General features: G+C 46.7%; 11 protein-coding genes. 1 reads left to right on the top strand and 10 read right to left on the bottom strand.

Features of this window, described 5'->3' with window-relative positions; all coding sequences use genetic code 11:
* Positions 1–21: 21 nt before the first annotated feature.
* The 7 genes from scpA to SporoP37_RS00835 form a co-directional block, all read right to left on the bottom strand.
* Positions 22–2,178, bottom strand: a complete 2,157-nt coding sequence (scpA, locus tag SporoP37_RS00865; RefSeq protein ID WP_081241915.1) for a methylmalonyl-CoA mutase — start codon at positions 2,176–2,178, stop codon at positions 22–24.
* Positions 2,171–3,844 carry a methylmalonyl-CoA mutase family protein gene (locus tag SporoP37_RS00860; RefSeq protein ID WP_081241914.1) on the bottom strand — a complete coding sequence of 558 codons (1,674 nt, stop codon included), beginning with the start codon at positions 3,842–3,844 and terminating at the stop codon, positions 2,171–2,173. Before SporoP37_RS00860 ends, scpA begins: the two co-directional genes overlap by 8 nt.
* A gap of 222 nt (positions 3,845–4,066) precedes the next feature.
* A complete protein-coding gene (locus SporoP37_RS00855) occupies positions 4,067–5,416 on the bottom strand; it encodes a dihydrolipoamide acetyltransferase family protein (protein WP_085429973.1) in 1,350 nt (449 codons plus the stop codon).
* An 18-nt stretch (positions 5,417–5,434) separates the two neighbouring features.
* Positions 5,435–6,418 (bottom strand): alpha-ketoacid dehydrogenase subunit beta, encoded by a 984-nt coding sequence (locus SporoP37_RS00850; protein ID WP_081241912.1) that lies wholly within the window; start codon positions 6,416–6,418, stop codon positions 5,435–5,437.
* On the bottom strand, positions 6,418–7,422 hold the full coding sequence (locus SporoP37_RS00845) for a thiamine pyrophosphate-dependent dehydrogenase E1 component subunit alpha (protein ID WP_085429972.1): 1,005 nt from the start codon (positions 7,420–7,422) through the stop codon (positions 6,418–6,420). Before SporoP37_RS00845 ends, SporoP37_RS00850 begins: the two co-directional genes overlap by 1 nt.
* Positions 7,423–7,435: 13 nt before the next feature.
* Positions 7,436–8,863, bottom strand: coding sequence for a dihydrolipoyl dehydrogenase (lpdA, locus tag SporoP37_RS00840; protein WP_085429971.1), 1,428 nt, complete (start codon positions 8,861–8,863; stop codon positions 7,436–7,438).
* 112 nt (positions 8,864–8,975) lie between these two features.
* On the bottom strand, positions 8,976–10,070 hold the full coding sequence (locus SporoP37_RS00835; RefSeq protein ID WP_085429970.1) for a Leu/Phe/Val dehydrogenase: 1,095 nt from the start codon (positions 10,068–10,070) through the stop codon (positions 8,976–8,978).
* A gap of 209 nt (positions 10,071–10,279) precedes the next feature.
* On the opposite strand from SporoP37_RS00835, the gene SporoP37_RS00830 reads away from it, so the two are divergent.
* Complete coding sequence (locus tag SporoP37_RS00830; RefSeq protein WP_081241908.1) at positions 10,280–10,522, top strand: DUF2627 domain-containing protein; 243 nt, start codon at positions 10,280–10,282, stop codon at positions 10,520–10,522.
* Positions 10,523–10,537: 15 nt separating this feature from the next.
* Here SporoP37_RS00830 and SporoP37_RS00825 read toward each other — a convergent pair whose 3' ends face one another.
* From SporoP37_RS00825 to spo0A, 3 genes are all read right to left on the bottom strand, one after another.
* Positions 10,538–11,257, bottom strand: a complete 720-nt coding sequence (locus SporoP37_RS00825; RefSeq protein WP_081241907.1) for a glycerophosphodiester phosphodiesterase — start codon at positions 11,255–11,257, stop codon at positions 10,538–10,540.
* The gene (locus SporoP37_RS00820) at positions 11,250–12,812 is read right to left on the bottom strand and encodes a flagellar assembly protein A (protein ID WP_085429969.1); all 1,563 of its coding nucleotides are present in this window, start codon (positions 12,810–12,812) and stop codon (positions 11,250–11,252) included. Before SporoP37_RS00820 ends, SporoP37_RS00825 begins: the two co-directional genes overlap by 8 nt.
* A gap of 271 nt (positions 12,813–13,083) precedes the next feature.
* Positions 13,084–13,878: a sporulation transcription factor Spo0A gene (gene spo0A, locus SporoP37_RS00815; protein ID WP_085429968.1), complete on the bottom strand. Its 795-nt coding sequence runs from the start codon at positions 13,876–13,878 to the stop codon at positions 13,084–13,086.
* Positions 13,879–14,099: the final 221 nt, after the last annotated feature.

Below are 14,099 nucleotides of genomic sequence, written 5' to 3'. Positions count from 1 at the left end.
CTCGTTCGTTTTGTTTATCCGTCAATCCGTCACTTCCTCGTAGCCCAGCTGTCGGTAAATCTCCTCGATGACTTTTTGAGCCGCCACCGGAATGACTGTACCCGGGCCAAAGATTGCTGCTGCACCGTTCGTACGCAAGAACTCATAATCCTGGGCAGGAATTACTCCGCCCACCACCACAAGAATATCTTCACGGCCGATTTTCTTCAGCTCTTCACGCAATGTCGGAACCAGCGTCTTGTGTCCTGCTGCAAGTGAACTGACTCCAATGACATGCACATCATTTTCTGCCGCCTGCAAAGCAGTTTCTTCTGGAGTCTGGAATAAAGGTCCGATATCAACGTCAAAGCCAAGATCAGCGAATGAAGAAGCGATTACTTTTGCTCCGCGGTCATGTCCGTCCTGCCCCATTTTGGCAATTAAAATACGGGGACGGCGACCTTCATTTTCAAGAAACTCGTCTGTCATATCTTTTACTTCCTGAATTTCCTCTTCATTTGAGAAGTTTGAGCTGTATACACCACTCACCGAACGGATCACCGCCTTATGTCTGCCGGATACAGATTCAATCGCATCCGAAATTTCACCAATTGTCGCGCGCGCTCTTGCAGCGTCAACTGCAAGCGCCAACAGATTACCTTCGCCGCTCTTCGCAGATTCTTTAATCGCAGCAAGCGTTGCCTGTACCACGGCCTCATCACGCTTGTCTTTCATGTCATGAATGCGGTCAATTTGCTTTTGGCGCACCAGCGTATTGTCGATATCCAAAATATCAATCGCATCTTCCGTATCCAGGCGATATTTATTCACGCCAACAATTGTCTCGGCGCGTGAATCAATTTTCGCCTGACGCTTCGCCGCAGCTTCCTCGATTTTCATCTTCGGCAAGCCTGTCTCAATTGCTGCAGCCATACCGCCAAGAGATTCGATTTCCCCGATAAGTTCCCATGCTTTTTCTATTAACTCTTCTGTTAATTTTTCCACATAGTAGGAACCGCCCCAAGGATCAATTACTTTCGTCATCATCGTCTCTTCCTGCAGGAACAACTGCGTATTACGCGCAATACGTGCAGAGAAGTCTGTCGGCAACGCAATTGCTTCATCAAGTGCATTCGTGTGCAACGACTGAGTATGGCCCATTGCGGAGGCATTCGCTTCCACTAGTGTACGTGTCACGTTGTTGAACGGGTCCTGTTCTGTCAAACTCCATCCAGACGTTTGAGAGTGTGTGCGCAATGCGAGTGTCTTCGGATTTTTCGGATCAAATGACTGCATCATCTGCGCCCAAATCTTCCGTGCTGCTCTCATTTTCGCCACTTCCATATAGTAGTTCATGCCGATTGCCCAGAAGAATGACAAGCGCGGGGCAAATGAATCAATATCAATGCCCGCCTTCAAGCCTGTCCGAACATATTCCAGTCCGTCTGCCAGCGTATATGCCAGCTCGATATCTGCTGTCGCTCCCGCTTCTTGCATGTGATAGCCCGAAATGGAGATCGAGTTAAATTTCGGCATGTTTTGCGATGTATATGAGAAGATATCCGCAATAATTCGCATCGACATAGCCGGCGGGAATATATACGTGTTCCGAACCATATATTCTTTCAAAATATCATTCTGGATCGTACCCGACAATTTTTCTGTAGGTACCCCCTGCTCTTCTGCCGCTACAATATAAAACGCCATGATCGGCAATACAGCACCGTTCATTGTCATCGACACTGACATTTGATCAAGCGGAATACCGTCGAATAAAATCTTCATATCTTCAATCGAGTCAATCGCAACTCCGGCTTTCCCTACGTCGCCGGTTACACGCGGATGATCGGAGTCATACCCGCGGTGCGTAGCGAGGTCGAATGCTACGGAAAGTCCTTTTTGTCCCATCGCAAGGTTCCGGCGGTAGAACGCATTACTTTCTTCAGCAGTGGAGAAACCTGCGTATTGACGGACTGTCCATGGGCGTGCCACGTACATTGTCGGATACGGTCCGCGCGTATTTGGCGCAATTCCCGGGAAGTCTTTCAGGTGTTCAGTATGTTCGATATCTTTTGCTGTATAGACGGGCGCTACATCGATTCCTTCATTCGTCACGAAGTTCTCTTTTGCTGCTGCCTGCTGTGAGAGTTCATTGAGTGACTGCTCTATATTCACTTTGCGAAAATCAGGTTTACTCAACGGAACGGCCCCCTTTTGTATTAGAAATAATATCATTCAGCTTCTCAATTTTATCCTGACCGGCGAAAATGAAACCATTCAATCCATTTGCCTGCCAGTGATCTGCTGTTTCCTGCGCGTATTTTCCTGCTGCATCAATGACGCAATTCCCTTTATACGATGCCAGGAAGTTCGTCACCGCTTCTTCTGCATCTGCTGAGGACGCACAGATTACTGCATAATCAGGCTGCTGTTCTTTGATCCAATCGAGCGCTTGATCGTTTGACTCGAACGATGGGCTCCAGACGGCTTCGATGCCGCCAACTGCAAGAAATCCGCTGACAAAATCTGCACGCGGTTTATAATCTTTCAGCGCACCAAAGTTGAGCAATACCGTTTTCGGTAATTCGCCCTGCTGCTTTGAACGAAGATTTTCAAAAGGTTCTGCCAGACGTTTCGATACTGAAACTGTTGCCGCGTCTTCGAAGCTCAAATCTGTCAATTCAGCATACACATTCGTACCGATTAACGTCTTCTTGCCTGTGGCCAATTCTTTCTGACGCTGAGCATAGAGCTTACTCAATTCCCCAGATTGCAAGAATGCTTGGCTGCCGCCCATTTCTTCAATTTCAAGGAATTTCTTCCATGCTTTGCGAATTAACTCTGATGTCAATGATTCGATGAAATACGAGCCGCCAGCCGGATCAAGCACCTGGTCAATATGCGTCTCTTCTTTCAGAATTAGCTGGATATTTCGCGCATATCTGTTCGAACTCTGCGATGTGCCAGTCAGCACGTCGTGAGGCAATACAGTCAGCCAGTCCGCGCCGCCAAGCACCGCTGCGAATGCCGAGTTGCCGCCGCGCAATAAGTTGACATATGGATCCAGTTTAGAATATGAACGCAGTGACGTGATGCCGAGCAATGGCACCTGTTGCGGGTGATCCACACCGTATGCTTCATTAAACAGCTTCCAAAGTACACGGAACGCACGGAACTTCGCGATTTCCATGAAGAAATGAGTGTCAGATGCAAAGCGCACATAAAAGCTCTTCGTAAATTCTTCAAATGAAGCGGCTTCTTCCGCACGTTCAGCAGCAATTGCAAGTGATAACGCGAGCTCCGTCACTGCATCCGCTCCTTCATGATGCGCTGTCCATAAATCGGCGCCTTTAGCACGCACACCGTCAAATCCTTCAGGCAGTACAGGGACTTCACTGATACAGATTCCTTGAACTTCTGCACGCTTTGATTCCTCAACATATGTGAATGCGCGCAAAATCGGATCATTACTTTGCACTTCTGTAAATAAAATTGGATACTGCGTCATAAGCTCAGCGACTTGCTTCAGATCTTGTTCCGCCCAGACGAGCGGCTTCAAACCATTGTATGCAATTGCCTGATTGCCTCTATCCAGTGATTCTTTCATTTGCTGCACATACTGCTCCCCATTAGCTGCACTCACCGGCTGCGCAATTGTCCAGCCAAAAGCCGGCTTCGTCACACGTGAAATTTCAAGCTGATCTGTATCCTCTTTTGTGTAAAGAGGTTTCAGTTCAATCCCTTCAGGTGTTTTCGTGTTTAACGACTCAAAAGGTTTTCCCTTTAAAGTGGTTACAGCCGCTTCTTTCCATTCGGTAAAGCTCGGGGCTGTAAACTTGAATGTTTTCATTTTATGTATAGGCATAATGGTGCTCCTTCCCCTTTTTTAAACCATTAATAGTTCAAGTGTACCGTAGACTGCGAAATGATGGAAGAGGAAAAACCGAATTATGGTCTAATTTTTCATAACAATACAAAAAAGGGACCTGTTTTTCATTAGTGAAAATATTACGTGCATTCATCTGTAAACTGCACGTACCGATATATACAAAACAACCCCCAAAGCTTCTTTGGAGGTTGCTGGCTATTAATATAGTGAAGTTTTATCTTTGGACATATTTTCCAGCAATTCTTTCACGCGGGCGAGGAAACGTCCGCAAACTAAACCGTCCAGGACCCGGTGATCGAGTGACAGGCACAGGTTGACGATATCGCGCACTGCGACCATGCCGTTGTCCATGACAACAGGGCGCTTGACGATTGTCTCCACTTGTAAAATAGCAGCCTGCGGATAATTGATGATCCCCATGGACTGAACGGAACCGAATGATCCGGTGTTGTTCACGGTGAATGTTCCGCCCTGCATATCTTTTGCCTGCAGCTTGCCTTTACGCACTTTTGCTGCAAGCTCATGAATATCGCGGGCAATGGCTTTAATCGTTTTCTCATCCGTCTGCTTGATGACCGGAACATATAATGCCTCATCTGTTGCCACTGCAATCGAGATATTGACATCTTTTTTCATGACGATTGTATCACCGGCCCACATAGAATTGACCGCAGGGAATTCCTTCAACGCCTGTGAGACAGCCTTGATGAAGAAAGCGAAGTATGTCAGATTAAATCCTTCTTTTTCCTTAAATTCGGTTTTAACACTCTCACGAAGCAATACCAGTTCCGTTACATCCACTTCTACCATCGTCCAAGCATGCGGCGCTTCTGTCACAGAACGCACCATGTTTTTCGCAATTGCACGGCGGACGCTTGTTACCGGAATCTCGATATCGCCGTTTTCGAGCTGAATGTTCGGCGTGACGTGCTGTGTAAACGACGGCTGGTCCGCCTCAGACAGTGTCAGCTGCTGCTGCGGCTCTTCCTTGGCGGGAGGAACTGCAGCTTCCGGCGCCGGCGTTTGCTGCTGTGCTCCGCCATTATCGATTACAGCCTGAATATCTTTTCGGGTAATTCTTCCTTCACGTCCCGTTCCGCTTACCTGTGTCAGGTCGATGCCGTGTTCCTGCGAGAGTTTCAGCACAGCGGGCGAATATCTGCCTGCCGCTTTGCCGGCAGGCGATGCAGGTGCGTCAGACTGTTTTAGTTCTGAAGCTTTTGGTGCTTCAGCAGCCGGTGCTGATACTGTTTCGGATGGTTCTTCAGGCGCAGAAGCGGATGCGTTTACAGACTGCGGGGCAGTACCGTCTGCTTCGATCAGACAAACTGCTTCCCCCACTTCAATTGTGTCGCCTTCTTTTGCCAGGATTTCTGTGATCGTACCCGAAAATGAAGATGGTATTTCCGCTGTTACTTTATCTGTCGTTACTTCAGCAAGTGAATCATATTTAGCCACTGTATCACCAGCAGCGACGAGCCACTTTTCGATGATGCCTTCTGTAACACTTTCACCCAATTTCGGCATGGTGATTTTTTCAATGCCCATTTTCATACGCCTCCTCAGTTAAAATTCCGCTAAATCCCTAGCTGCCTTTTCGACCTTTTCAGGATTCATCATAAAGAACTTTTCCATAGAAGGGGCATACGGCATCGCAGGCACGTCAGGTCCTGCCAATCGTCTAATCGGGGCATCCAACTCGAATAAACAATTCTCTGCGATAATGGCAGATACTTCACTCATGATGCTGCCTTCCAGGTTGTCTTCTGTCACTAACAATACCTTGCCTGTTTTGGAAGCTGCTTCAATAATGGCTTCTTTATCCAGCGGGTACACTGTGCGCAAATCAAGAAGATGAACCGATATGCCGTCTCCCGCCAGACGCTCCGCAGCCTGCAGAGCGAAATGAACGCAAAGTCCATACGTGATAATCGTCAAATCTTCCCCTTCACGTTTGACGTCCGCTTTGCCGATCGGCAATACATAATCGTCATCAGGAACCTCGCCTTTAATCAGACGGTAGGCACGTTTATGTTCGAAGAATAATACAGGATCTTCATCACGTATCGCTGCTTTCAACAAGCCTTTCGCGTCATATGGTGTAGACGGGATGACGATTTTCAAGCCCGGCGTGGAAGCAAACATAGATTCCACCGATTGGGAATGATAAAGCGCTCCGTGAACACCTCCGCCGAATGGAGCGCGGATGACGATCGGGCAAGACCAGTCGTTATTGGAACGGTAACGGATTTTTGCGGCTTCCGAGACGATCTGATTGACTGCCGGCATAATGAAATCCGCGAACTGCATTTCTGCAATAGGACGCATGCCATACATCGCAGCACCGATTGCCACACCGGCTATGGCCGATTCAGCCAGCGGTGTATCAAGGGAACGATACTCGCCAAACTGATCGTAGAGACCAATTGTCGCCTTAAATACGCCGCCTTTACGGCCAACGTCTTCCCCCAGAACGAAAACTTGGTCATCCCGTTCCATTTCTTCTTTCATCGCCAAGTTGATGGCATCTATAAATGAACGAACGGCCATTACGCGTCGCCTCCTTTTTCATCATAGACGTAGCGCAGTGCATGTTCCGGCTTTGCATAAGGAGCCAGTTCCGCATATTCTGTCGCTTCATCAACGAGCTGTTTTACCCGCTCTTCAATCTCATTGTGCTTCTCTTCTGTCAAGACTTTCTCTTTTTGCAGATAATGAATGAATGTCAATAAAGGATCAAGCTTCTTCTCGTCCTCAAGTTCCTGCGCATCACGGTACAGACGCTGATCATCATCCGAAGAGTGTGCAGTCAAGCGGTAGCATACCGCCTCCACCAGTGTGGGTCCTTCACCGCTTCTCGCGCGGTCTGCGGCTTGTTTCACCACTTCATAGACTGTCAGCGGATCTGTTCCATCCACTGTATAACCAGGCATCCCGTAGCCTACTGCACGGTCAGATACTTTTTCACAGGCAAGCTGCTTCTCGACTGGAACTGAAATTGCATATTTATTATTTTCGACCATCACAATAGTAGGCAATTTATGCACGCCAGCAAAGTTCATTCCTTCATGAAAATCTCCCTGATTGGATGAACCTTCCCCCAATGTGACGAACGTAATGAAATCTTCATTATTCATTTTAGCGGCAAGCGCTACGCCGACAGCGTGCGGTAATTGGGTCGTAACAGGCGAAGATCCTGTTAAAATACGATTCTTGCGCTGACCGAAGTGGCCTGGCATCTGCCGTCCGCCGGAATTCGGATCTTCCGCTTTTGCAAACGCGGACAGCATCAGCTCTTTCGGTGTCATTCCAAAGTGCAATACAATCCCCATATCCCGGTAGTAAGGCGCTATCCAGTCTTTCTCCTGATTCAGCGCGAATGCAGCTCCGACCTGCGCCGCTTCCTGTCCCTGACAGGAAATGACAAAAGGAATCTTCCCGGCACGGTTCAGCAACCACATTCTTTCATCTAATCGACGTGCAATCAGCATCGTCTCATACATGTGCAACACATCTTCATCTGTCAAACCCAGCTCGATATGCCGATTACTCATTCCACTTCCTCCTCTACATATGAATGGCAAGGCCTTCCGCTGCTAATGCGGCTTCGGCGAATGCTTCTGATAACGTCGGATGCGGATGAACCGCTGAAGACACTTCCCACGGAACCGCATTCAATACCATCGCAAGTCCAGCTTCTGAAATCAGATCTGTCACATGTGAACCTGCCATGTGAACACCGATAATATCATCTGTCTGCTGATCAACGATAATTTTAACAAAACCGTCTGCATGGCCATTCACTAATGCCTTACCATTCGCCATGAATGGAAACTTGCCGATTTTCACGTCAATCCCCTTATCTTTCGCCTGCTGTTCAGTTAAACCTACCGCAGCTGTTTCAGGATAAGAGTAGACACATCGCGGCACCAGATTATAATCAATCGAATCCGGCTGCTTCCCTGCTATATGTTCTATCGCGTGCAATCCTTCATGCTCCGCCACGTGCGCCAGCTGAAGGCCGCCGATTACGTCCCCGATTGCATAAATATGATCATCTTTTGTTTGATAATGCCTATTTGTCTGAATCGCTCCGTTTTCTACTTGGATATCGGTATTTTGGAGTCCAATATCCTCAGTGACCGGTGCGCGGCCAACGGAGATCAGCATTTTTTCACTCGTAACAGAATGTTCTTCGCCGCCGATCTGATAGGAAATCGTTACTTCACTGCCGTTATTCTGCAATGAATCTATCAGTATTTCTGCACCGAGAATAAATTTCACTCCGCGCTTTTGCAATGCTTTGTGCACAGCAGCTGCCGCTTCATGATCTTCCGTTGCAAGAATCTGTTCCAGCCTGTCGAGCACCGTAACCTGGACACCGAAGTCCGTCAGCATAGATGCCCATTCAATGCCTATGACACCGCCGCCAATAATCGTAATCGAGGATGGAAGCGCCTTCATTCGCAAAGCCCCGTCAGACGTCATCACATTCGTTTCATCGACTGCCAGACCAGGCAATGTTTTCGGTTTTGACCCTGTCGCAATTACAAGGTTTTTTAGAATTAGGATTTCATTTTCTTCTCCATTATCCATTTCCACGGAAATCGTGCCGGGCATCGGAGAAAAAATAGATGCACCCAGTATTCTGCCTGTACCATGGTAGACATCGATTTTGCCTTTTTTCATCAAACCTTGAATGCCAGCATGCAGCTGATCGATAATTTTATGTTTGCGTTTTTGCACTTGCGTGAAATCAAGTGAGACTTCACCAGTCTGTACCCCGAATTCATTCGCTTCGTCGCGTGTGACACGGTAGACTTCCGCACTTTTGAGCATTGCCTTACTTGGGATACACCCGCTGTGGAGACATGTGCCGCCAAGTTGGGATTTTTCCACAATCGCAGTTTTCAAACCCAGCTGCGCCGCACGGATGGCAGCTACATATCCACCCGTTCCGCCGCCTAAAATCACTACATCATATTCAGTACTCAACGTTTAGGACTCCTTTCGCTGTGCGGCTGTTCATTCTGTCCGCTACAATTGCGCAGGCAAGTTAAGCGGTGGACGGGTGTGCCCCGCCGACCGCTGCATTGTGCCTTGCTGATTATTTATTGGATAAGATGTTTTTTTCGCTGCGCAAGAATGTATTTCTGGTTGCACCGACACGTGCGATGCGTTCTTCAGCCAAGCGGTCAGCTGCCTGGTAGGATGGAATGCCGTCACGTTTTGAAATGGCGAAGATTTTTAGAATTGTGTCGTAAATTCCTTCTACGCGCTTAATTGCACGTTCTTCATTGTAACCGATCAATTCATCGGCGACGTTGATGACGCCGCCTGAGTTGATCACGTAATCCGGTGCATACATGATGCCCATTTCATGCAGCCGGTCTCCGTGCTCAGGATTCTTCAACTGGTTATTGGCAGAACCAGCGACAACTTTAACTTTTAACTGGGGAATCGTTTCATCGTTGATGACAGCGCCAAGTGCACATGGAGCGAAAATATCCGCTTCCTGTGAGTAGATTTCGTCCGTTGCGACAGCCGTGGCGCCAAATGCATCCACCGCACGCTGTACTGCTGCTTCATTGATATCTGTGACAATCAGTTTTGCGCCTTCTTTATGCAAATACTCGCATAGCGTATAAGCCACGTTTCCAACCCCTTGAACCGCAATCGTTTTATCCTGTAAGGAATCGTCGCCGAATGCTTCTTTTGCTGCGGCTTTCATTCCTTTATAGATACCGAGTGCCGTAACAGGAGATGGATTTCCTGAAGTGCCTTCACCTGAAGAGATACCCGCTACGTAATTTGTTTCCAAGTGGATCAGATCCATATCGAATTCGGTTGTGCCTACATCTTCCGCCGTGATATAGCGGCCGTTCAATCCTTCTATGTAGCGGCCCAGCGCCCGGAATAACTCGTCGTTTTTATCTGTCTTCGGATCTCCGATAATGACTGTTTTCCCCCCGCCGAGGTTTAAGCCTGCAGCCGCATTCTTGTACGTCATTCCTTTAGCCAGACGCATTGCATCTTCAATCGCTGCTTCTTCGCTCGCATATGTCCACATGCGTGCGCCGCCGAGTGCCGGTCCGAGAGTTGTGTCATGGATAGCAATGACTGCTTTCAATCCGGATGTTTTGTCGTGGCAAAGAACCAGTTGTTCAAAGTCGTGATCTTCCATATACGTAAATAATTCCATAAGTACCCCTCCAGGCTATTTCAAATTGTAAATATTCGTGCACATGGTACTGATTTTAGAATTCTTGCGGCCAGAATGCAACTCTAAGAGACAATTGAAGTCCCCGCCGCGGGTGTTTATAAACAATCTACCTATATCGTACATGATGACAGAGTCCTTGACAATCCATCACCACACGGTAAAATTAAAAGAGTAAGGAGTTGAATGGTGTGGCACGTCTTGCTGCGTTTATTGTGCTGTTGATTCCAGGGATTGGAGCTGCCCTGGGTATAAAATTAATGCGTGATTCTTTGTTCGGGCATCTGTTCCCGCCGTTTCCGTTTATTTGGCTGCAATTTCTGGGCGGTTTAGTCCTGTTTATTGCAGGCTTAGGATTTTTCGCAGGCTTTCTATTGCGCCGTGACCGCAGAAACGGACGGGCAGCTGACCGATTTAAAAAAGATTTGAAATAAAAGGATTAAGGTACTTTACCTTGATCCTTTTATTTTTTTGCGCACGCGGCTTGGGTAATCTGTAATCCACCCTGTCACTTCAGGTGTACTCGCCAAAAATGCTTCTTTTCCGGTCACTCCATACATTCTCAATATCTTGCCGCTTTCTTTCAGCCGGGTTTTATAAGGTTCTTTCCAGAGACGCTTATGAAAATGGAATGCATGGACATCATAATCGTCCAGATGTTCCCAGTCGACTGTTTTTTTCTTCAGCAATAAGGCAGTCTCCAGCCTCGGATTTTGTTCTGTGACAAGCTGCAGCGTCGGATAATCAAAGGATGAGATGTGTACCTCCTCCAATTTCTCCACGTAATGAAGGATTTGCTCGATGACGGCAGGCTGACCGTAGACTGTTTCTTTCAGTTCGATATTAAGCGCTACATTATGATCCGCGCAGAAAGAAATGACATCGAATAAATCGGGGATGGAATGACCAAACATACGCCGATATCCGCTCTTCCCGATTTTGATATGCTGAAGTTCCGCAGACGTCAATTGATCAATCCGCTGATCAATTCCCGCAACGCGAAGCAGATGATCATCATGAATGACTACCAGCTTGCCGTCTTCCGTTTGTTGCACATCCAGTTCGATACCGTCTGCGCCTTTTTGAACAGCTCCTAAAAAAGCACGCATCGTATTTTCAAAATAGCTGCCTGATGCTCCCCGGTGGGCAAATATTTGAGAGTCAGACATTTAATAACCCCTCGCCTGTCAATTCAAAAACACCTTTTGTCACACTGCCGAGCATCCTGACTTGCTTGCCGATTTCGATTTGCACGCCGGGAAATGCTTGTTTTGTAATTTCAATTTTAGGTGTGCTTGCGATTTGTACGAGCTGCAGTTTATTTTTAATTGTTTGGTCAAGCGACAGGATTTGCTGCTGTTTCATTTGCATAGTTGCGTTCATTTTCTCCAGTATCTCCAATTGCTGCAGCGGAAGATTTGCCTTCATGCTCTCCATCTTATCGAGCGTCACCCGGATTTTCTTCAGTTCCGCATGTTCCACTTTCAGCCTTTCCGCCAGCCGCTGGATTTCTTCTAGTTCAGACTCTTTATTGACACCTTTGACAATCAGCCTTGTCAAGCGTTCATGTGCATTGCCTGCCGAGCCGCATTCGATAGAAAACACAGCCTCCACAATCCCGCCAATCACCCTCCCTTTATGCTTATCGATGGAAATATGGTCGCCGTACAGTTCAGAACCAAGCGAATAAAGACCGACATTGACCTTCTCACCATAAATTTTACAATTATTCGCATGTTTTACGAACACATTCTTTTTGGCTTCGATGACTGTTTCACCGCCGCCGAACACGCCGCCTTTAATATATACGTCGCCTTCTTCCGAATGAATCTCCTTCGCATTCGTCACGCCATCTTTTCCTTCAATGGAAATATCACCTGTGGCATTGACCGAGAAACCTGCCGACACGGTTCCAAGCACACGAACCGCACCATCAAATGTGATTGAACCGGTTTTTGTTCCGACATCTTCCGGTATAATCAGCTGTTTTCCGACACTGACCGCGCCGTTTAGATCTTCCAGCGCACCGCCGTGTAAGGCCCGCAGCACAATCTTGCCTTCCTCTTCAAATTCACCGACAGATTTGCGGTCATACACTAATTTGATATCATCACCTTTTTTTGCCGCTATTGGTTCGCCGAACACATTGCATCCCTCGACTCCTTCTTTAGCAGGCGTTTTCTCACCCAGCCACTCGTCTTTAGCGATTGACGTCACAAAATTTAACTCATAGTGATCAACTGAGCCGTCTTCACGAAGAACGGGTTTACGGTCCGGCATAGCAATGTATTCAATATGTGCATTCTCGCCTTTAATCGGCTCAGTACCTGTCGCTATGATAATCGGGTTGTTCGGAAGATAGGACATGCTGCGCAGACGTTCTTTGTCATATACGATTCCTCTTTGATCGAGCAGTTCTTCCGCCTGTTGCAGAAATTGCTCCTTATTCGCAAGAAATTCATCTGTTTTTGCGTGAATATACAATTCTACTTTCATCTGGCTTGGTGATACATATACTTCACAAGGCGCTGAATACGTGCCTATTTCGTGAGTCCCAATGGTTTGCAGTGCCTTCATCAGCTCTTTGAATGAATTCAGTTTCAATCTGGGAATATCAGCAGTCAGTGCATCAAATGACTTGATTGGAAAGCCTTCTTTTTTTGTATTCATGATAATTTTATTGTTCACTTCTAAAAGTTCAAAATGTTCATTTTCAGCCAACAACGGAATCCCTCCCTGTTTATTTACTAGTATAGAAGATTACCCGCTGTTGGAGATAGACCTTTATGCACAACCGCGGCGTAAATAAGTATTTTCTCACAGCATTTTTCGATTTCTGTAATAGCATCGGTAAATCCTGACTTTCTTCCTACAAATCATACTTCGTATAGTTTATGCATGTATACGCTCTGTTTCATCTGCAGGGATGAAGAAAAACCAACTAACAAAATTCATTAGTTGGTTCAATCGAATAAGTTATCTATTTATTAATGACTTAGCTGACCATATGTTCAAGCCGAATTTTATCAGCGATCATGGCAATGAACTCGCTGTTTGTCGGTTTGCTCTTCAAGTGATGTACTGTATAACCGAACGTTTTCGAAATGAGATCGTAATTCCCTCTGTTCCACGCCACTTCAATCGCATGGCGAATGGCACGTTCTACACGGGATGGTGTCGTATTATACTTCTTGGCGATATCCGGATACAGAATCTTCGTCACAGAACCAAGCAGCTCCACATCGCTGTATACCATCTGAATTGCTTCGCGCAAAAACGCGTAGCCTTTAATATGAGCCGGTACTCCAATTTCCTTAATCATAGATGTAATAGCAGTATCAAGCACTTTTTGGGTCACCGCCCCCGTCGGCTGTGCCGGCTGCTGAACAAAAAATGACGGCGTGCTGGCCTTCGGTTTTCCGGCTACTTTGAATATTTGTCCAATCAGACGGTCAAACTCGAACGGCTTCAGCATAAAGTAAGAAGCGCCGAGGTTTGCAGCCTGTGACATCACAGTTTCCTGTCCGAATGCAGTCAGCATCATGATTTGCATATCCCCCATTTGATTCGTTTCCTGCAATGTTTCAAGGACCCCAATTCCGTCAAGATGCGGCATGATGATATCCAGCAGTAAAATATCCGGTTTCTCCTGTTCCAGCATAGACAAACAGACTTGTCCATTATTCGCTGTCCAAATTACTTCTATTTCAGAATGCTGTTCCAAATAAGACATCATTGTTTTAACAAGTTCTTTATTGTCATCTGCAATTGCGACCTTCACATTTTCCATTACCCATTCCCCCTGATATAAAATCGACGAAGCATTTCATTTCCGCTGTTTGCTCTCTTAATATCGTAAGTCATAATTTTTACAATTTCTACTTTAACTTAAAAGTTTATCTAAAATGATACTTCTGAACGACACTTTCTACCTATTTCGACTTTATTCTGTATTCTTCTCATCGAACACACATACGAAAAAGCAGCTTGCGCAAAAATAAGCGCAAGCTG

The organism is Sporosarcina sp. P37 (assembly GCF_002109365.1).
Taxonomy (GTDB): domain Bacteria; phylum Bacillota; class Bacilli; order Bacillales_A; family Planococcaceae; genus Sporosarcina.
The sequence above is the reverse complement of the archived record's forward strand: the minus strand, read 5'-3'. Positions and strand labels throughout refer to the sequence as shown.

Bases quoted from the DNA above. Each gene is read 5' to 3' on its own strand.
- SporoP37_RS00860 (WP_081241914.1), bottom strand. From the start codon at position 3,844: ATGCCTATACATAAAATGAAAACATTCAAGTTTACAGCCCCGAGCTTT.
- SporoP37_RS00855 (WP_085429973.1), bottom strand. From the start codon at position 5,416: ATGGGCATTGAAAAAATCACCATGCCGAAATTGGGTGAAAGTGTTACA.
- SporoP37_RS00850 (WP_081241912.1), bottom strand. From the start codon at position 6,418: ATGGCCGTTCGTTCATTTATAGATGCCATCAACTTGGCGATGAAAGAA.
- SporoP37_RS00845 (WP_085429972.1), bottom strand. From the start codon at position 7,422: ATGAGTAATCGGCATATCGAGCTGGGTTTGACAGATGAAGATGTGTTG.
- SporoP37_RS00835 (WP_085429970.1), bottom strand. From the start codon at position 10,070: ATGGAATTATTTACGTATATGGAAGATCACGACTTTGAACAACTGGTT.
- SporoP37_RS00825 (WP_081241907.1), bottom strand. From the start codon at position 11,257: ATGTCTGACTCTCAAATATTTGCCCACCGGGGAGCATCAGGCAGCTAT.
- spo0A (WP_085429968.1), bottom strand. From the start codon at position 13,878: ATGGAAAATGTGAAGGTCGCAATTGCAGATGACAATAAAGAACTTGTT.